The 25,261-nt window shown below is 44.1% G+C and carries 18 protein-coding genes, 9 tRNA genes and 1 rRNA gene; 3 read left to right on the top strand and 25 right to left on the bottom strand.

Annotated features, from left to right (window positions below; genetic code table 11):
• Positions 1 to 39 precede the first annotated feature (39 nt).
• From ASD40_RS14330 to ASD40_RS14300, 7 genes are all read right to left on the bottom strand, one after another.
• A complete protein-coding gene (locus ASD40_RS14330) occupies positions 40 to 1,572 on the bottom strand; it encodes an ABC transporter substrate-binding protein (RefSeq protein ID WP_057303923.1) in 1,533 nt (510 codons plus the stop codon).
• A 100-nt stretch (positions 1,573 to 1,672) separates the two neighbouring features.
• Positions 1,673 to 3,277 (bottom strand): response regulator transcription factor, encoded by a 1,605-nt coding sequence (locus tag ASD40_RS14325; RefSeq protein ID WP_057303922.1) that lies wholly within the window; start codon positions 3,275 to 3,277, stop codon positions 1,673 to 1,675.
• On the bottom strand, positions 3,274 to 5,031 hold the full coding sequence (locus tag ASD40_RS14320) for a sensor histidine kinase (RefSeq protein WP_063870781.1): 1,758 nt from the start codon (positions 5,029 to 5,031) through the stop codon (positions 3,274 to 3,276). Before ASD40_RS14320 ends, ASD40_RS14325 begins: the two co-directional genes overlap by 4 nt.
• Before the next feature lie 129 nt (positions 5,032 to 5,160).
• The gene (locus tag ASD40_RS14315; RefSeq protein ID WP_057303920.1) at positions 5,161 to 6,045 is read right to left on the bottom strand and encodes a carbohydrate ABC transporter permease; all 885 of its coding nucleotides are present in this window, start codon (positions 6,043 to 6,045) and stop codon (positions 5,161 to 5,163) included.
• Between the two features lie 14 nt (positions 6,046 to 6,059).
• Entirely contained in the window at positions 6,060 to 7,025 is a 966-nt protein-coding gene (locus ASD40_RS14310; protein WP_057303919.1) for an ABC transporter permease, read from the bottom strand.
• Between the two features lie 173 nt (positions 7,026 to 7,198).
• On the bottom strand, positions 7,199 to 7,960 hold the full coding sequence (locus ASD40_RS14305) for a glucose 1-dehydrogenase (RefSeq protein WP_057304235.1): 762 nt from the start codon (positions 7,958 to 7,960) through the stop codon (positions 7,199 to 7,201).
• Positions 7,961 to 7,984: 24 nt separating this feature from the next.
• Complete coding sequence (locus ASD40_RS14300) at positions 7,985 to 9,262, bottom strand: glycoside hydrolase family 1 protein (RefSeq protein WP_057303918.1); 1,278 nt, start codon at positions 9,260 to 9,262, stop codon at positions 7,985 to 7,987.
• A gap of 296 nt (positions 9,263 to 9,558) precedes the next feature.
• On the opposite strand from ASD40_RS14300, the gene ASD40_RS14295 reads away from it, so the two are divergent.
• The 3 genes from ASD40_RS14295 (at position 9,559) to ASD40_RS14285 (ending at position 11,912) form a co-directional block, all read left to right on the top strand.
• Positions 9,559 to 10,368, top strand: a complete 810-nt coding sequence (locus ASD40_RS14295) for an SDR family NAD(P)-dependent oxidoreductase (RefSeq protein WP_057303917.1) — start codon at positions 9,559 to 9,561, stop codon at positions 10,366 to 10,368.
• 48 nt (positions 10,369 to 10,416) lie between these two features.
• On the top strand, positions 10,417 to 10,716 hold the full coding sequence (locus ASD40_RS14290) for a hypothetical protein (RefSeq protein ID WP_057303916.1): 300 nt from the start codon (positions 10,417 to 10,419) through the stop codon (positions 10,714 to 10,716).
• A 110-nt stretch (positions 10,717 to 10,826) separates the two neighbouring features.
• On the top strand, positions 10,827 to 11,912 hold the full coding sequence (locus ASD40_RS14285; RefSeq protein ID WP_057303915.1) for a stalk domain-containing protein: 1,086 nt from the start codon (positions 10,827 to 10,829) through the stop codon (positions 11,910 to 11,912).
• 707 nt (positions 11,913 to 12,619) lie between these two features.
• Here the strand turns inward: ASD40_RS14285 and glmS are convergent.
• The 18 genes from glmS to rrf all read right to left on the bottom strand — a co-directional run.
• Positions 12,620 to 14,449, bottom strand: a complete 1,830-nt coding sequence (glmS, locus tag ASD40_RS14280) for a glutamine--fructose-6-phosphate transaminase (isomerizing) (protein ID WP_057303914.1) — start codon at positions 14,447 to 14,449, stop codon at positions 12,620 to 12,622.
• Between the two features lie 473 nt (positions 14,450 to 14,922).
• Entirely contained in the window at positions 14,923 to 16,263 is a 1,341-nt protein-coding gene (gene glmM / locus ASD40_RS14275) for a phosphoglucosamine mutase (protein ID WP_057303913.1), read from the bottom strand.
• A gap of 30 nt (positions 16,264 to 16,293) precedes the next feature.
• Positions 16,294 to 17,538, bottom strand: coding sequence for a CdaR family protein (locus ASD40_RS14270; protein WP_057303912.1), 1,245 nt, complete (start codon positions 17,536 to 17,538; stop codon positions 16,294 to 16,296).
• On the bottom strand, positions 17,531 to 18,346 hold the full coding sequence (gene cdaA / locus ASD40_RS14265) for a diadenylate cyclase CdaA (RefSeq protein WP_057303911.1): 816 nt from the start codon (positions 18,344 to 18,346) through the stop codon (positions 17,531 to 17,533). The genes ASD40_RS14270 and cdaA overlap by 8 nt, the downstream gene beginning before the upstream one ends.
• A 186-nt stretch (positions 18,347 to 18,532) precedes the next feature.
• Positions 18,533 to 19,138 carry a zf-HC2 domain-containing protein gene (locus ASD40_RS14260; protein ID WP_057303910.1) on the bottom strand — a complete coding sequence of 202 codons (606 nt, stop codon included), beginning with the start codon at positions 19,136 to 19,138 and terminating at the stop codon, positions 18,533 to 18,535.
• A gap of 69 nt (positions 19,139 to 19,207) precedes the next feature.
• Positions 19,208 to 19,804 carry an RNA polymerase sigma factor SigW gene (sigW, locus tag ASD40_RS14255; protein WP_057303909.1) on the bottom strand — a complete coding sequence of 199 codons (597 nt, stop codon included), beginning with the start codon at positions 19,802 to 19,804 and terminating at the stop codon, positions 19,208 to 19,210.
• Positions 19,805 to 19,936: 132 nt separating this feature from the next.
• Positions 19,937 to 20,806, bottom strand: a complete 870-nt coding sequence (locus tag ASD40_RS14250) for a DMT family transporter (RefSeq protein ID WP_057303908.1) — start codon at positions 20,804 to 20,806, stop codon at positions 19,937 to 19,939.
• Between the two features lie 122 nt (positions 20,807 to 20,928).
• Positions 20,929 to 23,715: a phosphoenolpyruvate carboxylase gene (gene ppc, locus ASD40_RS14245; RefSeq protein ID WP_057303907.1), complete on the bottom strand. Its 2,787-nt coding sequence runs from the start codon at positions 23,713 to 23,715 to the stop codon at positions 20,929 to 20,931.
• Positions 23,716 to 24,173: 458 nt separating this feature from the next.
• A tRNA-Gly gene (locus ASD40_RS14240) sits at positions 24,174 to 24,244 on the bottom strand.
• A gap of 91 nt (positions 24,245 to 24,335) precedes the next feature.
• Positions 24,336 to 24,406 (bottom strand) — tRNA-Gly (locus tag ASD40_RS14235).
• Positions 24,407 to 24,413: 7 nt separating this feature from the next.
• Positions 24,414 to 24,487: transfer RNA gene (locus ASD40_RS14230), tRNA-Pro, on the bottom strand.
• Between the two features lie 22 nt (positions 24,488 to 24,509).
• Positions 24,510 to 24,586: transfer RNA gene (locus tag ASD40_RS14225), tRNA-Arg, on the bottom strand.
• A gap of 9 nt (positions 24,587 to 24,595) precedes the next feature.
• A tRNA-Gly gene (locus ASD40_RS14220) sits at positions 24,596 to 24,670 on the bottom strand.
• Positions 24,671 to 24,709: 39 nt separating this feature from the next.
• Positions 24,710 to 24,789: transfer RNA gene (locus ASD40_RS14215), tRNA-Leu, on the bottom strand.
• An 80-nt stretch (positions 24,790 to 24,869) separates the two neighbouring features.
• Positions 24,870 to 24,949 (bottom strand) — tRNA-Leu (locus ASD40_RS14210).
• 20 nt (positions 24,950 to 24,969) lie between these two features.
• A tRNA-Lys gene (locus tag ASD40_RS14205) sits at positions 24,970 to 25,042 on the bottom strand.
• A gap of 7 nt (positions 25,043 to 25,049) precedes the next feature.
• Positions 25,050 to 25,126 (bottom strand) — tRNA-Met (locus tag ASD40_RS14200).
• Positions 25,127 to 25,172: 46 nt separating this feature from the next.
• Positions 25,173 to 25,261 (bottom strand): 5S ribosomal RNA (gene rrf, locus ASD40_RS14195); the annotation flags it as partial.

Raw genomic sequence — 25,261 nt, 5'->3', positions numbered from 1 at the left:
ACCAGGCCCATTAAAATGGAAGCCTGGTTTTGAACTTTCTTATTTTTTGTTTGCAGTCGCCCAAGCATCAAGCTGCTTTTGCTTTTCCACAATAACTTTATCGATACCCGCTGCTTTCAGTTTAGCTCTAAACTCTGGTAATTTATCTACCGGTTCGAGTGTTCCTGACTCCAACCCTTTCGCGTACTGATCTGTTACATTTTTAAGAGCAATAATCTCATTTTTAACAGGCTCCGAATTGAATGTGAAGCCGAGCGCTTTCGATTTAATCGCTTTTTGGTTGGCTTCTGCAGTCAATTTCCACATTTCCTGCAAATCTGACTTCATCAAATAGGCTATGGATGGATTAGCGTATATCCAACTTTGAATCGAATATCCCACCGTCTTTGAATCAATACCGGTAGGGTAATCGATCGAATTATCCGACACCTTCACATAGTGCTTCCCTTCAATGCCATAGATAAACAAGTTAGCAAGATCCTTATCCGTGTACATCAAATTCATGAGCATCATGACGCGTTCAGGGTTGGTAGAATTAGCGGATATGGTCCACAATCCCGATTGCGTACTGGAAGTAGTCGCATAAATATTAGGCATTAATGGTGCAAAAACGAGCTCTTTGCCATTCGCTCGGATTTCAGATTCCAAGTTGCCCGGTCTAAGGCCGATGAAATAAGAAAATGCCTTGTCTGCTTTCAATAAGTCAGAGGCGTTAGCTTGAGTTGTCGCAGCATCCTTGTTGATATATCCGGCCTTAGCCCAACTATGAACCTTGTTCAAATAGTCTTCATACTCTTTGGTCTCAAACAAGTTCACGACCTTTAGACCATTGTCATATCCCGGCAACACGCCCAAACGGTCTCCCAGTTTATCATACCAAACATAAAAATCCGACGGCATAGATAACCCAGCTCCGAGCGGAACGATAGTGGACTCATTATCCTTAATTGTCTTGTACACTTGATCCAGGTCATCAATCGTCTTGATGGATGCTACATTAATTTTGTACTTATTCACTAAATCTTTTCGCATAAGAACCCCGGGAACCCCTGTCGTATAATCCTTATAAACAGGCACACCATAGGTCTTTCCTTCAATTTTAACGCTGTTTAGATAGACGGGATCGATCTGTTTTTTGATGCCATCACCATACTTGTCCAACAGATTGTCAATCGCGATTATTTTTCCAGTCGCCACATCGGGGCTGTACCCCGCACCAAATTCAAAGAACAAATCCAGTTTCTCACGGCCGGAAGTCATCAAATTCATTTGTTGCGCCCAGGCCCCGATACTGACGGGCATGATTTTCACTGTTGCGTTGATTTTAGCCTTTGTAATTTTGTTAATCTCATCTTGTACCGCTTGCGTATCCTTAGGTGCTGCTCCGAATGCCGGAATGGCAATTGCGATCTCATAAGGGTCTTTCGTAGCACTGCTCGGGTTTGTGCTTGAAGCCGGAGATGCAGTAGCGCCACTGCTTCCTTCATTTTTCGAAGACGCGCACCCGGCAATCACCCCCGTTAACATGACTGTGACAAGTGACAATGTCGCCAACTTCGCTTTCCTTTTCATCGTATCCCCCCAAAATTATCATTCATTTACACCTTCATCATATCGTTCAATGTCGTGAGCGACTAACACTCTAACGACTTCATAATAGCGTTTTCACGACTTATTGACTGTCGCTGTTTTGACTTCTATACTCCATTGGCCCTAATCCGACATGTTTTTTAAATAATTTTGTAAAATAGGAGAAATTCGTGTACCCCAAAGTTGATGCAATAGCGCTTACAGGGCGCTCCGTATGCGACAATAACTCTTTGGCCACTTTGACTTTTTCAAGCACAATATAATCGGATAAAGCATAACCCGTCTCTTTTTTGAAAATTCTCGTTAAATAATCGGGATGGAGAAATACTTGGTCCGCGATGTTTTCGCGTGTCATATCTTGATCCAAGTTAATAGAGATATAGGTTTTTACGATCTGGACAATTTTTTCTGTCTCTTTGATCGCTTCTGCATGGATCATCGCTTTGCTCACAGAATGACGGACCCAGGCGAGCATATCCATTGTGGACCGCACCGCCGATTCCGAAATACGTCTTGACTCTTCATCACCAAATAATTGATTGGCTTCAATGCCCTTCAAGTTCAGATAGGAGAATACGACTTGTGTGAAATTTTGATTGAATTGGTGTAAGATTTCAGCATTTATACCTTGATTGTTAACAAGACTGCCTAAAATCGTCTCCACTTCATGAACGACTGCATCCTTAGTAGCTGTCTTCATAAGGGAAGCAACTACTCCCAATGCTGGCAGCTTTGCATGGGGCATGGAGGTGCCGTTATCACGCTGAAGATAGACTTGGTTCACGAAGGCAACATTGTTTCGATCTTGTCTCCTTAATTCTGCTACCATTCCAGCCATCTCATAAGCTTCTACAGAGTTTCCAAAATAACAGGAGAGGTCACAGTAAAAATAATCATTACAAGAATCGATATATCGTTCGCATGCCTGGTAAAGTTGTTCATATTCCCAATTTGTTCTCCTATTTGCGACCATTATCATCAAGAGCATTCCCCGATCCAGATGAAAACATATTCCGTTTGAACCGTCACCAATCAGAATTTCTTCGGCTGAATTTTTAAGGGCATACTCTAGGATCTTCTCATCCCTTCGATTTAACTCCTTTTTCCATCTCTGGACCGAAATGAGAATGGGAAGGAAGATCGATTCTTCAGTAATAGGAACGTGATGCAATTCCACTTGATCTCGTATCGCAGCTGGCTGGCTAGGTATGGAATGGTTGATTAAATCCACCCAGAACCTTTCGATAATAAAGGAATGATGCTTGAGCCATAATTGATGGGATTGACTGTTTCTATTGAATTCACTGTTTCGATTTATAATGCCCTGTGCCTTTCGTATGGCATTTTCCAAGTCAACTGCACGAACAGGTTTTAGTAAATAATCAATACTCCCAAGCTGCAGCGCTTCTTTAGCGTATTTAAAATCAGCATGGCTAGTGAAGAAGATTGTCGCCGTATTCGGATGATGCTCTCTCACCCAAGTCAGTAAATCAAAGCCACTACCTTGGGGCATTTCAATATCACATAACAGGATATCGATCCTTTCCTCTACGAAGAGTTCTTTGGCTTGTCTGATATTAATGGCTGTGAGCAGTTTGCTGATGCCTAATTTAGTAAGATCAAGATCAGATTTCACCCCTTCAATGGCGAGAACTTCGTCGTCTACAATAAGTAGATGAACATTCATCTGGTTTCCTCCGTTCCTGGATTTGTAGGAATAATCATTTCTATTTTTGCTCCGTGGGTATCCTGATCGTTATCGTATACGATGGATGCGGCCTCACCGTACAAGAGTCGTAATCGCCGTTCCACATTCCAAATCCCGGTATGCTCACCCCGTTCATTTTCCACACTTCTACCTGCCTGCAGTTTTTCAAGTACGTCGTTCTTAAATCCAAGTCCTGTATCACTAATGCTTATTTTCATTCTGGAGCCGTGCTCTTCAATCAGAAATTCGATCTGAACCTCAATGGTAAGCGGATCATCCAACGTAACAGCATGTTTAATGGAATTCTCGACAAAGGATTGAATGACTAGCGGGGGGATAGGGACATCCGATAAATAATCCGGAGAGTGGATCGTCCACTTCAATTTCTCCGGAAACCGCAAGTTCTGGATCTTTAAATAATTACGAGTATGTTCAAGTTCGTCTTTGAGCGGTACGAATGACGTATTACTGCGGAACATAAATCGGAAATATTCGATTAACGACATGGTCATGTCCAAGATCAACTCATAATTCTTTATCTTGGCCAGATTATAAACGATATTAAGCGTATTCAAGAAAAAGTGAGGATTGACTTGCAGCTGCAGCCGCTGTAATTCCTCCTTTTGCTTATCCAGCTGCTCCTCATAAACGTTAATGCGGAGCCGTTCAACCTCGGACATCATGGCATTAAACGCCCCTCCCATCAGTTGAAATTCCCCCGAAGTATTGCTCAGCTCTACCCTGCTGCTCCAATCTCCTTCTCGAACCTTTTTCATTGTTCGCAGTAACCGATATAACGGTACCAAAACCGATTGTCTCATGGCATACAACCCTATCGGAATAAAGAGGAAGGCAGCGATCGTAATAAACCAAACAATGGACTGCAGATAAGGAAGCTTAGCCAATATATAATGATCGGGTATCAAAGCATTTAAACTGAAGTCTCCTCGATGAGACGGAGCTCCAACTACAAGAAATTTTTTTTTAGCGCCTGAAATATAATATTCGTTTACTTTCTGTAACAGTTCAATCCCATATTCGCTTACTAGTTTTGAATCAGAAATAGGTTCTCCTTGCATATTGGCTAGTAGGACCTCTCCCTCTTCTCCAATCTGAAGAGAACGAAGGGGCTGTACTAATTCGTCAGTATTAATCAAAGCTCCAAGGTAGGAGTCCCCCGCACGCACAATGTCAATGAGGTAATTATTTTTGTTAATCTGGACATATTTCCAAACCTTCGAGGAACTCCCCTTCGAATATAGCTCAGAATGAATATAATCAATTATATAATGTTCAATAATCTCATTTTCCTTAATGGCTGAAGGATTTTTCTTAGAAATGTTTAAGAAATCCTGTCTGTGATCCGTATATACAAAAAATGAACTTATCGGATCGTACAAGTTAATATCATTACTTAACTTGTTAAACAAATATATTTTAGCACTGTAATACTCTCCATCCGCTGCCTCCTGGCTAAGCGATAACAAATCATATCCAGTACCGGCCACCGTACTCATATAAGAGTCGATGTCGTCTAATTGAGAATCGCTTTGGTTTGTGTACAGGTTCAACATGTTCTTATAGGAATCCGCAACCTGACCGCGAACGACATGAATAGCATAATAGTTATTGTATAAGAGCATCCCCACCAGCGGCATCGTCATTATAAGCACGCTGACGATTAATTTGACTCGCAATGAGGCTCGTCTCCAGTACCATATGGGCGTAAACATGATCGTTTGGGCTCCTTTTGTTACATAAATTTAAATTTCAAATCTATCATACTCTTATAAGAACTGGCAACGCCACAACCGTAGTAAGTAAGTTGTGGCGTTGAGCATGTGGGATATCCAACCGGCACCTTAACCTTTTACAGCACCAATCATAATTCCTTTGATAAAGTATTTTTGGAAGAATGGGTATGCCACCAAGATCGGGAGGACCCCAATGACAGCAATGGCCATTTTTACAGCATCAGTAGGCATTTGTTGCATAGCATCACCGGCATTGTTCGTCATATTAGTGCTTATGAATTGAATATCCTGCATGATTCGATTCAGCAGATTTTGTATACTGAAAAGTTTGGGGTTGGTAATATAGATCATGCCAAGCTGCCAATCATTCCAGTACATAATACATTCGAAGAGACCAATCGTCGCCAATATGGGGGTTGACAGCGGAAGCACGATTGACCAGAAGGTCCTGTATTCTCCGGCTCCGTCTATTTGTGCGGATTCGATTAATGCGCCTGGAATTGTCGTTTGAAAGAAGGTTCTCATCAACATCACGTAAAATCCGTTCATCAGGAGCCCTGGCACAATCAATGCCCAGATCGTATTTTTTATATGGAAGATTTGTGTGTAGACCAAGTACGAGGGAACCAATCCACCATTGAATAACAGGGTGAAGAAGACGATAAACATAATTAAATTGCGATGCGGGGTCACACTTCTAGATAACGGGTAAGCCAGAAGCGCTGTCATGGCTACCCCTAACACCGTTCCGACTACCGTAACGAAGACTGTTACTCCGTAAGCACGGGCGATATCCCCCCCTCTTTCGTATAAATATTCATATGCAGCCGTACTAAACGTATGGGGGATGAACGAATAACCATGCGCAATAATATCATTCTGATCCGTTAACGAAGCAGAAACGAGCAGTATGAAAGGGAGAATACAAAAGACTGTGAATAAAAACATCGTGATATGGCTGAACCATGCCAAGCCTCTGCTCTCTTTTTTCATGGGTGTCTACCTCCTTAGAACAATGCGCTATCTTTGCTGTACAGTCGCACCATATAGTTTGCGAGCATAACAAGTAAAAATCCAACGATAGATTGATACACACCTGCTGCTGTGGACAAGCCAATATCACCATTGCCCGTTAGTCCTTTAAATACATACGTATCGATCGTGGCCGTTGTGTTAAATAATGCTCCTGAATTCATAGGAACCTGATAAAATAATCCGAAATCAGAGTAGAAAATTCTTCCGATGCTGAGCAGCGTCAACATGATGATGACTGGTGTTAGAATCGGCAAGGTAATATGGCGGATCTGCCGCAATCGGCTTGCGCCATCGAGTCTCGCAGCTTCATAATACTCTTCGTCAATCCCAAGCAATGCAGCAAAGAAAACAATGCTCGAATAGCCAACACTTTTCCAAAAGTGAACCAACGTTAGAATCCAAGGCCAGTATTTTTCCTCAGTGTACCAAGAAATGCCATCTTTTATTCCGAACCAAGGGAGTACTGTGTGATTCATGAATCCCGTATCCGCACTTAGGAGGGCATATACCAAATAGCTGACGATGACCATGGAAATCAGGTGCGGCAAAGTAATCACGCTTTGATAGAACTTAAGCAAGATTTTGTTTTTGATCTCGTTCAACAAGATTGCACAGGCTAAGGACAATAAGGTTCCAACAATAATAAACAATAGGTTGTAAAGAATGGTATTTCGGGTAATGATAAAAGCGTCCGATGTCTTAAAGAGATACTCAAAGTTTTTAAATCCAATCCAGTCACTCTCAAGAATGCCTTTAGCAAAATTTATTTTTTTGAAGGCAATGACGATCCCTAACATCGGGAGATAGTTATTAAACAACAGGTAAAGAAGTCCAGGCGCCATCATAGTCAGAAGCGGCAAGTATTTACGGTACCGATTTTCTCTTTTCTTGTACTGGATACCCGCCCGCGGTACAGTCGCTGATACGGCTTTTTCCATTTAAAGTTCCTTCCTTTCCGTTTTATGCTCAAATGTCTTACCTTGATCATAATGGATACACTATCGTCCAACTAACAATCTAACGACTTCCTATTGACGTTTTAACGACATTTCTCTTCTCTGAAATAAAAAAAGACTGAGCGGGGAAAACGCCCGTTCAGCCTTCATTTGCCTCAATAAGATGTCCAGCCACCATCAGCCGTGATGACAGTCCCATTCACAAATTTAGAATCCTCGGATGCAAGGAAAAGAGCAACGGTAGCAATTTCACTCGGGTCCACCGGTTCACGCCGTTGAGTGCCCGCTCCATCTTGGAATACCTGTAAAGCTGCCATGTCGATATTTCCCATCGAATTCATGATGCTGGTTAGAACACCGCCTGGTGCGATGGCATTACAGCGAATGCCGGATTTCGCGTACATGTAACCAACGTTTTTGGTAAGCCCCACTAGACCATGCTTGGAGGAAGTATAGGCAACTCCCCCTTTACCCCCTGTTATTCCTGCGGCGGAAGCAATATTTACAATCACGCCCTCCCCCTGTTTCAACATGAACGGGAGCGCTTTGCGAATGGCACGCATTGGACCTGTCAGATTAATGCCTATAACCCGGTCCCACAAATCGTCCTCGATCGTTTCGATTAATCTGAAGCCGTCCATAATTCCTGCATTGTTCACGAGAATGTCGACGCTTCCGAATGCTTCGGCAGCCCTTTCGACCATCGCCTGAATATCTTCTTCCTTCATGACGTTAGCGACAACGCCTATGGCGGTACCACCATTTTGGTTAATCGTGTCCACAACGGCTAAAATGGCGTCTTCACTCAGGTCGGCTACCACGACCTTGGCACCCTCCTTCGCATACAGCTCCGCGATCGCTTTGCCTACACCTGAAGCTGCCCCGGTTACTATGGCGACTTTATTTTGCAGTTTCATACCCATTTCCCCTCTCTCCACTCATTAGATTGCGTTTTCTTTAGCAATGTTCCCCAGATGAAATCCGCTAGGCTTAACGGTTCGCTCCTGGGTGGTGCGGTCCACTTCAATTAATCCAAACCGTTTGGAGAAACCAAGCTGCCACTCAAAATTATCCATTAAGGACCAATGCATATAGCCCAAAACCTGGAGTCCATCCGAAATACAATCATGGACACCTTTCAAGGCCTGATCGATGAAGGCAATACGACGTGTATCATCATCCGTTGCTATGCCATTTTCAGTAATCATAATCGGCATTTTCAGATGTGTGCTAACATATCGGACAACTGCCCCAAGTGCCTCCGGGTAAAATTCGTTCCCCATTTGTGTCGTCTCTGCATCTTCTGACACGGGGAGAAGGCCATCTGGTCCATATACGGCACGCGTATAGTTCTGCAACCCGAAAAAGTCATCATCCTGCAAGTATGGAACAAATTGAACAAACTCCTCCTGCCACGCATATCTCGCATGTTCTTCTCCGCCAGGAGTACTCTGTATGTCATATAGCGATAAGGTAACTCCGACTTTGGTTTCCGGACTAATCTGCCGAATGGCTGCCCTCGCTTCCACATGCGCTTGAAAGATAACGGCCAGACCTTGCTCCGAGCGTGGTGCCAAAAACGAGTGAACCTCGGTAGGAGGTACTCCAAACGCTTTACTTAGTTCCACGTAGTATTTTTGCATTTGCGCCGCCATTTTCTCCATATTCATACCGACCTGTGCACCAGGAGAGCCAGATTTGGCTTCGTATCTCTTCATAATTTTCTTGATCCCAATAGAGATATTCGCTTCATTAATCGTACATACATAGGGAATCAATTCGCCTAATTCACGCATGACATGCGAGCAATATCGAGCAAATCGGGCAGGCGTATCCGCCGACTCCCAACCCCCTAGCCGAATGAGCCATTGCGGTGAGCTGAAATGATGGAGAGTCACAATCGGAGTTATATTATTTTCTTTACATGCAATTAGAACTTCCCGATAATGTTCAATTTCTGACGCTTCGAATTGCCCCTCCTCCGGCTCAATTCGAGCCCATTCAATGGAGAACCTATAGGAATTCAATCCCAATTTAGCCATCTCAGTAATATCACTCTTAAAACGGTTATAATGGTCTACTGCGCTGCCTGACGGTTCCTTGAACACAGAACCCTCCAAGTTTTCCATCAGCCAAAAATCAGAATTCCTATTATTGCCTTCCACCTGATGCGCTGCAGTGGATGCCCCCCATAAAAAAACTTCTGGAAAATGTGCCATGCCTACTCCTCCTTAGCTTCGGTTAATTGCTGCAACCTCATTTTATAAGGATCATATCAAGGCAACTAACAATCTAACGACTCATCACTAACGTTTTGACGACTTTCTTAAAAATACATAAAAGACCTGCTTGCTAGGTCTCTACAAAGAAAAAAGATTGTCGTTAAATTACCATAATGAAGTCGTCAAAACGTTAGTGAAGAAACATGGATTGACTTAAGGTTAATTGTAACTGCAAGTCATATTTCCAAGCCTGAACTGCCGTTTCTACTCGATTTATTAGGAGGATTTTATTCATGACAGACTTCACTAGTGTACAAAACAAAGTCGCAATTGTTACTGGCGCTTCTGATGGCCTCGGTAAGGCAATTGCAATGTGCTATGCAGAACATGGGATGAAGGTCGTTGTATCTGATATTAATGAGGAAAAGGGTTCTAGCGTAGTTAAAGAAATTAAATCTACAGGTGGAGAGGCGTCTTTCTTTAAAACGGATGTCAGCAAAGAGGAAGATGTTAAAGGATTGGTTGATTTTACCATCGAAACCTATGGCCGTTTAGACGGCATTGTAAATAATGCCGGTATTAGTGCCGACAATAGGCCGACTCATGAATATTCAATATCTGAATTTGATAAGTTAACGTCTATTAACTTAAAGGGTGTATTTCTGGGTATGAAGTTTGGAATCGAAGCGATTCTTAAGTCTAAAGTATCGGCAGGTTTCGTAATAAATATTGCATCTTTAGCTGGCTTGTTAGGCAATAGTTCCATGGCTATTTATACTTCGGCCAAGCATGGCGTTGTAGGTCTTACAAAGAGCGCGGCACTCGATTATGCACCTTATAACATCACTGTCAATGCGATTTGTCCAGGAACCATCAAGACCTCGATTTGGGGGAATGCACCTGAAGAGGTTATTCAACAATATGCAAAGTTACTATCTCCAAATGGAAGACTAGGCGATCCAAAAGAAGTTGCAAATTTAGCTTTATTTTTAGCCTCTGATTTGGCTCGTTATATTAGTGGTTCAGCAATTACAATCGATGCTGGCTCTAGCGCTGGTAAGCTAACACCCTCCCAATGGACTCATCCGGAAATATTGGATTAAATTATACTTGTTTGCAATTGCATCCATCGTTATATCGGTTGTACTACTATGTGGATTGCTTACGCTTCAACGAAGGGCTTGCTGACAATTAAAGACAAGGCAGGACGCGAACTCATGATTATCGAAAAAACAGATAATCAAGTGGATCCCGTGACTGCAGCGAGAAACGAGCGAATTAATAAGGCGGTGCCAGATCAGCTTCAGCTAGGCGAAGGCGCACAAATTTTGAATGTTCCTGAAGCAATAGAAACATTGAAAAAATACGATCCGATCATATTCAGGGGTCATGCGAGGATTATAGGGATGGAAAAGAGAGATGTGCAGCCTTACAGCTTCCAAAGTTCCTAAATCTTACAAAATAGTTTCGGATAACTGCAACATATTGGAATCGACCTCCGTCTGATGGATTGTCAACATGATTGACGCTACATTTCGAACATCGGAAGGAGCATTATACTATGAAGAAGAAACTAACTGTCATATTAACTTTGGCTGGGATACTCGGCACAACAGCCGCAGTCGGAGCTGAGGATTTGGTAGAAAAGGTTACAGGTTACTTACAAAAAGATGTAAAGATTCTTGTTAACGGACAAGACAGTGCGCTAACGCCTGTGTACATCGATGGAAAAGCATACCTCCCAGTACGCGATGCTGCGACTCAGCTTGGATATACGGTGAATTACGATGAAGCGAACAAAGAGATCGAGTTGGACGAGGCGGCTGACCTCATGCGTTCAACTGGTGTGATCGTAAGCGTACAAGCTAAGGAAGACGGTAGTAATACTCGCATCGAGCTGCTTGGCAGCACATGGGTCATTTTAAACGTGGACAAATCGACTACCATCAAGAGCCTAGACGGTAAAACACTAACTGCAGCCGATCTTAAAGTCGGTACTCAAATCGATGCCGCGTTCGGTCCAGCAATGGCGATGAGCTATCCAGGCCAAGCACAAGCTGTAAACATTAACGTTCACGCAGACCGCTCGGTCAAAGAAGATACAATCAAAGCAGTGAATCATACAAATGATGGCTGGCAGGTTCAATTAGGTGACAACTTGGTACTTAACGGCGGCAAAGAAACTCGCGTCATGACGTCCCAAGGCGAATCCGTGAATTGGGAGGACCTGAAAACTGGCGCGAAAGTAAAAGCTTACTATGGTCCATTTGAAACGAAGAGCCTACCTCCGCAAAGCCCTGTGTTCCTACTCGTTGTTCAGGCTCAATCGCCTGTAATCGGCACTCCGAAAATGTCGCCAGAGACAGCGCAGGAATACCGCAACTTGGCATGGGCGCAAGTGAAGGAGCAAGCGACTCATATTACAACGAAGCAAGACGAAGCAGCTGTTCAAATCGTTTCCTCTAACGAAGTAGGCGTATTGGCTTCCACAGACGAGCAGAAGAAATTGCTCGCAGATATTCAAGCTGCGCACGGCAATTTCGTAACGGTTGCTTACAACACAGACCAAGATGAACTTCTTGGACCGTTAACGGCTGTGTTCGATTTCAACACAAAAGCTTTTGTCGGCTTCAACGCTAGAAGATAAACGAATTCTAACTAGCCATGAAATTCAACCTCCATTGAATTTCATGGCTTTTATTTTTCAGGGGCAGAATTCGGAAAATCAATTAGACGCTTAACCTTAATTATAATAGGTTCATATTTTTTAGATAAAGATTCTTTATTCACTCCCCGTGTATCTCATCTGGAGCCTCTTTTTACTTTTCCATGCTATCCTGTCCGTCTCTCACCAGCCCCACATCTCCGTCCAGACTTTATCAACCTTGCTGCGAACTTCTCCAGTAAACATCAAAAAGTCCCCACCGAGGAGCAATGAGAAATAGGAGTAGAATTATAAAAACATTAATATCGGCTCATTTTCAATTTTATAAACTCAATAATTTCATCCTGATCGGCAGCCTTTAATTTATCAAAATGCAACAGTAAGTTAGCCTCTTTATCATTGACCTTTTCAATCCCAAAAGAATCAACTCAACATTCACCTCGAATAACTCGACAATCAGCGTAGCCTGCGATATTCCAATTCGATTAGAGAAATCAACTTGATTAATCGTATTCATCTTTCTAATCATTTTAATACGGCTGCCTATTGTTTCGATATGTATCATTCCTTAAAAAAATAGTCCCGATGAATGATAAAATTCACCGGGACTGACTTAGAGGTTCACAACTCTTTTTACTGGTTCACGACTTTTATATCACCAGACACTGAAGTGTACAAATAATCCAAACTTACTCCACCGTCACACTCTTCGCTAAATTACGAGGCTTATCAACATCATTACCACGCGCCAATGACGCGTAATACGAAAGCAGCTGCAGCGGTATTACAGACAAAGCAGGTGATAGAATATCCAGCGTCTTCGGAATAACGAAAGTGCTATCTACAGACTTCTGCAGCTCCAGCTCACCTTCTACAGCAATCCCAAGTACATTTGCGCCGCGTGCTTTAACTTCTTTAATATTGCTTACCGTTTTCTCAAGCAGTTCATGCTGAGTAGCCAACGCAATTACCGGAACACCATCCTCGATTAGCGCTAGTGTACCGTGCTTCAATTCGCCTGCTGCATAAGCTTCAGAATGAATGTAAGAAATCTCTTTCAGCTTCAAAGATCCTTCCATCGCTACAGCATAATCCAAGCCTCTTCCGATGAAGAAGAGATTATCATGCTTAGCCATCTCCTCAGCGACGACTTTAATGGCTTCCGCTTGCCCCAAAATTTCTTCCACTTGAGCCGGCAGCTCTTTCAATGCCTTAACCGCTTCTTTGATCTCATCCGATGTTTGTGTCCCTAACGTTTGAGCCAGGTGCAGGCCGAGCAGATAGAATGCAATTAGCTGTGATGTATATCCTTTTGTAGACGCAACTGCAATTTCAAGACCCGCCCAAGTTGTGATTACATCATCTGCTTCACGTGCTACTGAGCTTCCTACCACATTTGTGATGGCCATAACATGCGCACCACAACGTTTAGCTTCACGAAGCGCAGCAAGCGTATCCGCCGTCTCACCAGACTGGCTAACTACGATGACAAGCGTATCTTTCGTGATAATCGGTGAACGATAACGATATTCAGAGGCAACATCCGTTTCCACTGGAATACGCGCCAATTTCTCAATAACATACTTTCCAACCATACCGGCATGATAGGCTGTACCACAAGCAACAATATGAACACGATTAATGTTGCGAATCGCTTCAGGTGTAATCGTAAGCTCGTTCAGCGTTACACTAAGACCATCAGGGGAAATACGGCTGCCCATGGTATCGCGGTACGCTTTGGGTTGATCATAGATCTCTTTCAACATAAAGTGATCATATCCGGCTTTTTCAGCAGTTACAATGTCCCAATCGACATGAAACATTTCCCTGGAAATAAAATTCCCCTCTAAAGTCATTAATTCGACACCATCACGCGTCAACAGCGCCATTTCGCCATCATTCAGGATAAACACATTACGTGTATATTCAAGAATAGCAGGGATATCCGAACCAATAAAGTTCTCGCCTTCGCCAATACCAATAATCAATGGACTAGCCTGACGCACAGCTACAAGGCGATCCGGTTCATATTCTGTCAGCACGCCTAGCGCGAATGCACCTGTCATATGCTTTACCGCTTTTTGGACTGCTTTGAGGATATCTCCTTCGTACAAATCAGCGATTAAGTGAGAAATAACTTCTGTATCTGTCTCTGATACAAATTTATGACCTTTGGCAGTCAACTCTTCTTTAAGGCTAATGTAGTTCTCGATAATGCCGTTGTGCACAACCGAGAATTTCATCGAATTATCCGTATGAGGATGCGAGTTCACATCCGAAGGCTTACCGTGTGTCGCCCAACGCGTATGTCCGATTCCAACGCTTCCGGTCAGTGGAGTCTCATCCAGCTTGGATTCAAGATTCGCGATGCGGCCTTTTGCCTTCTTAATTTGCAAACCATCAGCCGTGTACACAGCTACACCTGCAGAGTCATAACCTCTATATTCAAGCTTTTTGAGCCCTTCCAATAAAATTTCCTGAGAATTACGCTTTCCAATATAACCAACAATTCCGCACATAGTAGTACCTCCATAGTTTTATAAGCCTCTTCTTAAAGGGCTATTTTTCAAAGATCCTGTTTTAACAATCCATCAGCTTTGCAAGAAAAACGGCAAATCAAATAAACCATATATAAGGACAATCATTACATTCATAAATAATAATTAAGTAGATGTTGGATACTTGTCAGCCTGGTCGCCCAAACGTTTTTGCTCTCCAACTTAACGGCACTCCTCATGCCGGAAGGTCCCCGCCGAATGTTTCGAACACCTTCACCTCGTCAACTCACCGCGTAGTAGTAGCAATCTCACTACATTTCCGTCCCGCTTGCGAGTTCTGGCGCTATTTGTTGCTTAATTAACCTCTATCCTGCCTTTCCTTCTTGAGTCAAATACATCATATTCATTTTAGCGTGAGCGCGCAACATATATTTTCGTGGAAAATCCCCCAATTAGCATTAAGCACGAAAGGGGGAGCCACTAGTCCCTGCCTTTTATACTAATTGCTCTTGAATAACCTTAGCAATATCATGAACATAAGCTTCAACTTGCTCTTTGTCAGGACCTTCAGCCATAACGCGAATCAACGATTCTGTTCCTGAAGGTCGCACCAGCACGCGGCCGTTATCTCCGAGTTCTTCCTCCACCTTACGAATGGCTTCCTCAATCACAGCGTTGTCCTTGAGCTTGCTTTTATCCGCAACGCGAATATTAACCAAAAGCTGCGGGAACTTACGCATAATTCCTTTTAACTCACTAAGCTTGCGTCCCGATTGGACAATGGTGTTCACCAACTGCAAAGCCGTCAGAATCCCATCTCCGGTAGGGATGTAGTCGAGGAAGATAACATGTCCTGACTGCTCTCCGCCTAAGTTATAACCGCCTTTACGCATCTCTTCCATCACGTAACGATCGCCTACAGCGGTTTGCATAGCTTTTAGACCCGCTTTTTCAATCCCTTTGAAAAAGCCAATGTTCGCCATCACCGTCGTCACAATCGTGCCGTGGTTCAGCTTCCCTGTGCGATTCAGCGCATCGCCCAGAATGCTAAGGATGAAGTCGCCGTCGACTTCCTCGCCATTCTCATCGATCGCGATCAGACGATCCGCGTCGCCGTCAAAAGCAAGACCAATGGCTGCGCCATGTTTCACCACTTCAGCGCGAAGCTTCTCAGGATGCGTGGAGCCGCAATGATCGTTGATATTGCGACCGTTCGGCTCAGCGCCGATGGTGATAACTTCCGCTCCGAGCTCGCGGAATACTGTAGGGGCCAGCTCGAAGGCAGAACCATTCGCGCAGTCCAGAACGACCTTGTATCCGGCGAAAGACTCGGATACCGTCTCCTTCAAGAACGCCAGATAGGCGAACTTCGCATCTGGCTCATCGGAAACCGTGCCAATCTCGCCGCCAACGGGGCGAGGCAATTCATCCACAGCCGCGTCTAGCAGCTGCTCAATTTCAAGCTCCGTTTCGTCTAGCAACTTGAAGCCGTCGCCCCCAAAAAACTTAATCCCATTATCCTCAACCGGATTATGCGAAGCCGAAATCATAACGCCCGCATCAGCTCCGAGTTTCTTCGTTAAATAAGCTACCGCCGGTGTGCTGACGACACCGATGCGAATAACCTCAACACCAATGGATAGCAAGCCTGCCACGAGAGAAGCTTCTAGCATTGGACCCGAGATCCGTGTATCTCTCCCGATAACGACCTTCGGATGCTTAGCCTGTCTCGTTAATACATAACCGCCGCAGCGGCCTACTTTATAAGCTAATTCTGGTGTCAGTTCGCCATTAGCGACTCCTCGCACACCATCTGTACCAAAATATTTCCCCATGTTTATATTCTCCTCTTTTTCTACAACCCATTATGGATTTGTTACTTTAGATGCTTTCTCGCTGATTTCTACAGTCGCCTTTACTTCTTGCGGCAAACCGAGCTTCACATAGGTCGGCAAATTTAAGGTCAGCTTCAACTCATGCTTACCTGGCGGCAAATTACTAACATCCAGGATCGCCTGTACATCCTGCACTTTCATTTGATCAATAAGTGCAGGAGCGCCCTCTACCGTAATGTTTAGCTTAGCCGTCTCCGGCAGTGTTACTTTCGTATCATAGCTTTCGTTTTGACCAATAATCGTGATCGGTACATTTTCCAATGCCTTCGTAATAGAAGGAACAATTTCCACGCGGACCGTAACTTTGGCAGGATCCAGTTGAGTTACTTTATTCCTCAAGGGTATGTCCAGTGCAAACTCCTTTGTTTCCTTCAGATCCTGAACACTCAGCTGCGGCCCTTGATAAAACTCTAGGCGATCTACCACATCTTGAGTACCGTAGACGGTTACCTTGTCCGGATTTTGAGTAACCATCGCTATCGCGAAACCTTTCGGCGGTTCTCCACTAATTTTCATTTGCAGCGGTATGGTTTGGAACGGGCTTGTGATTGGCACTTCGACATCGACCACAGAAGGATTAATATTCAGTGCTACTTCTTTGCCATCTTTATCAAAAGCCTGCAGTCTCACTTGCTTCGTAACAGCTGCCTGGGCCTTATCAACGGAAACCTCGCCGCGAACATTCTCGATCTGCTCTAGCTTGCTGGTCTGCGCTGTAATATACACCTTAGCTGGCTTCACAATCGGCTGTCCGGCTTTGAGACCGGCTGCTGGAGTTCCTTTGACATTAATGACGACTGGCACTTCTTTCATTTGCAGCTCTTCGATAATCACATGTACCGTTCTAGGAACAATTTGAACTTCCACATCGGAAGGAAAACCAACCGGTTTAAGCGTAACTTGATGATCTCCCTTGCCCACTTGTGTCAAGTCGAGCTCAATTTGGTAGGAATTACTGGTCGTCACTTTCTTAACCGATGATTCCTTCCCTTTCACAATAACCTGTACGTTAGCAGGAGCCATGGACGAAATGTGATAATGAGTTTCATCATATTTTGTCGTAATGGCTACATTATTTATGGTTTCCTCCCGCTCGCGGAGAGGCGAATTCCCGGATAGATTGGTTTCCTCCATATGAACAACAACCCATAGCAAAACACCTATAACAAGCGCAACAATCCGCACCACATTCGTATTGCGTAACCATTTATCCATTCGAACGCCCCCTCCATTTCAAGAAAGGGTTCTTCTCTTTTGTTTTTGCCTTCGGCTTCAGTTCTTCGAACAATTTGGCAATCAAAGATTCTTCTTTGATGTCCCGTACGATATGACCATTCATTGTGAGCGAGATTTGTCCGGTCTCTTCCGAAACGATAATACACATTCCATCTGAAACCTCACTCATCCCAATGGCCGCACGATGCCGTGTACCAAGTTCTTTACTGATAAAAGGATTCTCAGACAAGGGCAAATAACAACCAGCAGCCATTAATTGGCCTTGACGAATAATCACAGCGCCATCATGAAGCGGCGTATTCGGTATGAAAATATTAATCAACAGCTCCGCGCTGATCTTACTCTCTATCGCAATACCGGACTCGACATAATCAGTTAGACCGGTTTCTTTCTCGAACACAATCAGGGCCCCTATCTTTCTTTTGGCCAAATAATTCGCAGCACGTATCACTTCACTGATCCGCTTATTTACATCTTGATCCTCTTCTGTAGAAGATCGGCTGAATAGCTTCCCCCGGCCCAACTGCTCCAATGCCCGCCTTAGCTCCGGTTGAAAAATAATAATAACCCCGAGAACCCCGAACGTAAAGGTCTGGTTCATCATCCATTGCAGCGTACTGAGCTGAAACCAAATACTAAATACCCATGTAATGACGACAACAAGTATACCCTTCATAAGTTGAATGGCCCTTGTTCCACGCACCAACAGGATCAGTTTATAAATCACATAGCTAACGATCAGAATATCAACGATATCCTTAGCCGAGATGCTCGTGAGTAAGTCCATTTATTATTCTCCCCCAGCGACTGAACACAGTGATCTCTCTATAATAGAATCATAACATAAACCCAGTTATACTTCTATTTTTCTCTCTTCACAAGACGTTATTAAAACGAGTTTGGTTCATTTTATTATTATGTAATGAAAAAAACGCCCTCCTCTGGCAAAAAGCCATTTGGAAGACGTTTCAAGCTAATGCGAGAGCATTCCGACGAACTCGCCTAATTTATACCAGACCCAGCCCAATGCTTCATCGACTTGCGTGACGTGCCCAGAGATATGCGCGGTTGACGCTAAATTTAGAGAACCATCAATAACGATTAAGTTTCCTGTTACATCGCCTTCAACCTTCAGTTTACCCCGCTGAACAACAAGATCACCATTCACAGTATGCCCTTGCGGTACGGTAACTGTATCTCCCTCAATAACAACGTCTTGAAGGTTACTTCCCTTCACCATCAAACTCGTATCATCATTCCACATGGACATGAAGCTTCCGAACATGACAGTAGCGAAAACAACAGCTACCGATACAGCAGGATGCTTGCGAATGAAGTCCATCCAGCCATTGCGTTTCTTCACTGGAGGCAGTCCGCTCATGATTTGTGCAGTTAACGTATCAGATACTCTAACGGGAGGCAGCATTCTAACCATCGCGTCCGTTTTCTCCAATTGTTTGAAAAGAGCATGACATGCTTGGCAAGATATCAAATGCTCCTTCAATCGCTGAGAATCGGATCCCTGCAAATCACCGTCGAGATATTCATGTATGAGCGGGAGGGCTTCTTTACAATTCATGATTCAGCCACCCCTTTCTTAGACTTTTGCATGTTGTGGTATACCATACGTTTGAATTTCAAATATGTTTCACATATGAACAGGATTTGTGCTACCAACTTGATCCTCCTGCTCTAACCTTTTACGCAAGTATTCCCGCCCTCGATGTACACGCGTTTTGATCGTTGTAACTGGCATTTCAAGAACGTCGCTTATCTCCTGTAAAGACATATCGTGCAGATATCTCAGAATCACAACGGATTTATACTTTTCAGGTAAGGTTTCAATGGCCTTGCGTATTTGTTCCTGGGTTTCGGACACAATCACTTGCTTCTCAGGTGTGTCCTCATGACTCGGGAGCATGGCATAATAATCATTGCCCTCTCCGTCCGGCATCTCCGCATCAAGCGAGTAAGTATTCTTTCTTCGCCGCAGCTTATCAATACACAGATTCGTCCCTATTCGGAAAATCCAAGTCGAAAACTTCTGATTCTCATCGTATCGGTGCAGATTGGTATACACCCGCAAGAACGTCTCCTGCACAGCATCCTCGGCTTCTTGTTTATTATTCAGCATACGGTAAGCCAAATGAAAGATCTTGTCCTTATAGAGCTCCACAAGCTCTGCAAAAGCATTCCGATCCCCATTCCTGGCCAGCTTAGCCAGACGTGCTTCTACAAAGTTCAATTCGATTTCCTCCGGCTTCTCGACAATTCAAATCCTAATATAATATAGGGATCTTTAATCGTAGATTAAAGTCTCTCCGCTGTGGGATCTTTAAACGTAGATTAAAGTCTCTCTGCTATACATACGCAGAAATTATGATTTGTTTTCAGAAATAATTATGCCTCCTATGATCAGTCCCATCCCTAACCATTGTAACCCATTTACCGGCTCTCCTATAAGTAGATAAGCAGCAATAACGGCTACTGGCAGCTCCACCGATCCAAGCATAGCAGCAAGCGTACTACCGATTCGCGGAATTCCGATATTAAACGACACCGTAGGCACGACCTGCCCCAAGAAACCCAACAAAAGTCCCCATAGCAGCAGCGTACTTCCATTCTCATGTATAAAGACCGTCGGAGGATATAGAATATACATCACAGGCATCGCCGCGGTAAGCATAATAGCCGAATTCATAAGAGGGGGCAGCGTACTAACCACTTGTCCTGTGAAAAAGAGGAAAATGCTGTACGTCAAAGCCGACAACAATCCATACAAAATCCCCAGTAAACTAAATTGTTCCCAGTTCGTCTCAAACACATTTACGGCAAGTAATGTACCCACCAATATTAAGACAATCGCTATGCTTTCTGCCTTTTTTGGAAGCCTTCGTTTCACGATACAATCCATCGCAATGGTCATCCATGTAAACTGAAACAGAAGAATAATCGATAAAGAAGCATTCAACTCTTTTAAAGCAATATTGAAAAAGACCGTCGTTAAAGCCAAACCAAAAATACCTATCAAACCAAGCTTAATCCAAGGGCCTTTAAAGGGATTGACCCATGATTTTTTGTGAAAAAGAATCAACATCCATACAAACAAGGTTCCCATCGTCATTTGTGCCGGTGTAATTTGTCCTTCTGTAAATCCTTGATCATAGGCCATCTTAATAAAAGAGGAAAGCAAGCCGTAGCTTGACGCCCCGATAATGACAAGAACCATTGCAAACCATCGCCCCATGTTGAAGCACAACTCCCGTCTATGGGCATTTCGTATAAGGACAGGAAAAGTCGAGCTGCCTACGTTACACGTGGCCCCCGACTTTATAATCCTGTATCTTATTTCTACGCTCTAAGTTTTTATCAGCCCGTATTTCTCAGCCCAGCGGCTATTCCGTTAATCGTAAGCAGCACTTCACGAAGCAGGATAGCATCATCCTCGTTGTTCTCACGCAGTGCACGAAGCTCAGTTAATAGCTCTACCTGCATATAGCTAAGCGGATCTACATAGGGATTACGCAGACGGATGGACTCCTGAATAACAGGAACATTATCCAAAATCTCTTGCTGACCTGTAATTTGTAAAATGATGGACGAAGTCAGTTCATATTCTTCCCTAATGAGATTGAAGATACGCTCTGCAATTGCAGACTCTTTGACCAGGTTGCCGTATTCCTTAGCAATTTGAAGGTCAGCCTTAGCAAGAGCCATTTGCAAATTATCAATCATCGTCTGGAAGAATGACCAATTCTCATACATTTCTTTTAAAGTTTCTAAGTTCGCCGCATTCCCTTGATAAAAGCTTTGGAGACCCGAACCCGCCGCATACCAAGCCGGAAGCAAATATCTCGTTTGGGTCCAAGAGAATACCCAAGGAATCGCGCGCAAATCTTCGAATTTATCACTATTTTTACGCTTCGATGGACGTGAACCGATATTCAGCTCGCCAATCTCAGGAAGCGGTGTGGATTCTTTGAAGAACGTTAAGAAGTCTTCGTCTCGGAAAATGAGATCCTGATACTTCTTCTGTGCTTGTTCCGAAATACCACGCATAATGTTCTCCCACTTGTCTTCCAGTGGATTTCTTTGCGGAGAACGGGATAATTTAGATGCCGTAATTAGAGCAAAAGTCGCTTGCTCCAAGCTGCGGTAAGCAATGCCTTGCAAAGAATAACGGGAAGATAATACTTCGCCTTGCTCCGTAATCTTAATGCCGCCACCGAGCGTTTCAACCGGCTGAGCCAGAATGCTGCGGTTAAGCGGCATACCACCACGACCAAGTGCTCCGCCACGGCCATGGAAAAACTTCAGCTTCACGCCATATTGCTTAGCGGCTTCCGTAATATCCTGAAGCGCCATGCGCAGCTCCCAGTTTGCTGTAATCACACCGCCGTCTTTATTGCTGTCTGAATAGCCCAGCATAATCTCATGGAGCTGTGTCACAGGGTCAAGGCTAGCTTTGTAAGCAGGGATCGCTAACAACGTGCTCATAATGCCAGGAGCCGCATGCAGGTCATCAATCGTCTCAAAAAGAGGTACAGACTGAAGCGTACTCGTCACGCTGCCATCGCTCTCTTTGCGATATAATCCAGCTTCTTTCGCAAAGACAACAACCTCCAAGAGGTCACTCGCTCCTTGCGTCATGCTGATGAGATAGCTGTTAATACAATTGCGACCGAATTCTTTCTGTGCTTTGCCTACAGTCCGATATACATCTATGCACTCCTGAGTACTTTCGGAGTAATCCAAATACGTAGATGTAATCGGTCTTGGATCATTCAGTACATCCGTTAAGAGGCTGATTTTCTCCTCTTCCGACAGCTTGCTGTAATCACTGGTGATACCCATTTTCGCCAAAACCTCAGTCATCGCATTCTCATGCTCTTTACTATGCTGTCTGATATCCAGAGCAGCCAAGTGGAAGCCGAATAGCTCAACCTGACGAATAAGCTTTTTAATATATTTGTCAGCTACATAGTCAGCAAAATGCATCCTCAAGCTAGCCTCGATGATCTTCAAATCACTAATAAACTCTTCCGGACTGTTGTACTTCTGGTTTGTAGGAACATTGGGATTGCCAGTGTTATGGACCTTCTCAATCATATAAGTCGTTTTGATGCGATATGGTTCTTTCTCATTACGCCAAACGTCCTGTATATTCCCCATAGCTTCACGGTCGCATTGAATAGATTCAGTTAGATCGTCGCTAACATTCACAATGCTTTTACTGAAGCTCATATGCTCAAGGGTTTTTTTGAGAACTTCTTCATACTTCTGCAAAGCCAGTTGACGATGCAAACCTAATGTTTCCCAAGTCACATTTGCTCTAACAGATGGGTTACCGTCACGGTCTCCACCAATCCATGAACCGAATTTCAAGAAGGAAGGCACATGCCATGAGTCTTGTGGGTAATATTTATTTAAACAGCGCTCAAGCTCATGATAGATCTCTGGAAGTACATCAAACAAAGTTTCGTCAAAAAAATACATACCATTACGAACTTCATCAATAACCGTTGGTTTCCGATCACGAAGCTCGTCCGTTTGCCAAAGATTAAGAACCTCTCCAAGCAGCTTCTCACGTAATTGCTCACGCTCACGATAAGTCAGCATAGGATTATCGAGTTTCATCATATCTTCCGAAATACGCAGATTAATATCAAGCACAGCTCTACGCATGGCTTCGGTTGGATGTGCCGTCATGACTAGTTCCAATGAGATAGCTTTAAGAATTTCTTGAACCTCTGCATATGGAATATGATTATTCTTTAACTCTTGCACAATACTCTCTATGGAACCTGGCTGCACGGATTCACCAGAGGAACGCTCGTAATCTCTTTTACGACGGATCCGATGGTTCTGCTCAGCAATATTAACAAGTTGGAAGTAAATAGCGAATGCGCGAATCACTTGATGACGAATCTCCGGATCCAAGGAGGAGATCGTTTTCTTGAATTCATCATATATCTCGATTACATAGTGTGCTCTTAAAGACTTACTCATCTCTCGAATTCTCTCAACAACATCAAGCAGATCATTACCGCCTTGATGAACCAGAACTTCACCTAGTATGTGGCCCAAGAAGCGTACGTCCCTGCGCAGCAGGTTATTCGTTGCTTGCTTCTGTAGGACAATATCATTCTCTAACATAACTCTCCACCTCATCTATTCACTATGTTGCATTAATGCTTCTCTCTACAAAAGCTAGATGCTATAAAAACTCATTTCAGAATATTTTACCACAATCCGCCCTCTGCACATAGTATTAAAATAAAAAAAAGCCCCGCCTGAGCGTGGTAATTTATGTATTGCGCCTTTTGCAGCCTATATAATTTAACGGACGATTGAAACTAAGTGGGTTCTCTTCTTTTCCCATCAAACATAAAAAGACCACCCGTAGGTGATCTTTTTATGTAAAGCGGGCGGCGGGAATACTCCAAATACTTTATTTGAAATGCTTCCTACGGAAGCGGCTAGTGGTATATTTGGACGCGCGTCATACTTGGGTATATTCGATGATGCCTTCACGGACGGTCGAACCCATACGGCTTCTCTTCCAATTCCCGTTCAAACGAAAAAGACCACCCGAAGGTGATCTTATTCTGTGAAGCGGGCGGCGGGAATCGAACCCGCGCGATCAGCTTGGAAGGCTGAAGTTCTACCATTAAACTACGCCCGCGTGTCTATCGGGACGACACGATTTGAACATGCGACCCCCTGCTCCCAAAGCAGGTGCTGAATGGAATTGGTATGATTCATTCATAAAGTNAAGCGGGCGGCGGGAATCGAACCCGCGCGATCAGCTTGGAAGGCTGAAGTTCTACCATTAAACTACGCCCGCGTGTCTATCGGGACGACACGATTTGAACATGCGACCCCCTGCTCCCAAAGCAGGTGCTCTACCAAGCTGAGCTACGTCCCGATAAGGTATAACATATAAAARATGGCGCGCCCTGAGAGATTCGAACTCCCGACCTTTTGATTCGTAGTCAAATACTCTATCCAGCTGAGCTAAGGGCGCTTAATAAAATGGAGCGGAAGACGGGGATCGAACCCGCGACCCTCGCCTTGGCAAGGCGATGCTCTACCGCTGAGCCACTTCCGCATGGGTACCTCAGGAGTATAAATACTGCTGAGGATTTGATGCGCGTAGAGGGACTTGAACCCCCACGGTCACCCGCTAGATCCTAAGTCTAGTGCGTCTGCCAATTCCGCCATACGCGCATGCTGTAAATAAGGNAAAATGAACGACAAGTCGACAAAAATCGGCGCCAAGCCGTATAGTACGACTTGGGGATGATTGATGCGCGTAGAGGGACTTGAACCCCCACGGTCACCCGCTAGATCCTAAGTCTAGTGCGTCTGCCAATTCCGCCATACGCGCATGCTGTAAATAAGGCAAAGTGAGTCATGTAGGATTCGAACCTACGACACCCTGATTAAAAGTCAGGTGCTCTACCAACTGAGCTAATGACTCGCATCATTGGTTGCGGGGGCAGGATTTGAACCTGCGGCCTTCGGGTTATGAGCCCGACGAGCTACCGGGCTGCTCCACCCCGCGTCATAGTTAGATGTGATCCCTACATTGTAATACCCTTGTGGGTACTGCTTGGCAACGTTCTACTCTCCCAGAACCCTGCGGTTCAAGTACCATCGACGCTGGAGGGCTTAACGGTCGTGTTCGAGATGGGAACGC

It is taken from the genome of Paenibacillus sp. Root444D2, assembly GCF_001426375.1.
Lineage (GTDB): Bacteria > Bacillota > Bacilli > Paenibacillales > NBRC-103111 > Paenibacillus_E.
This window is presented reverse-complemented; position numbering and strand designations above follow the sequence as displayed.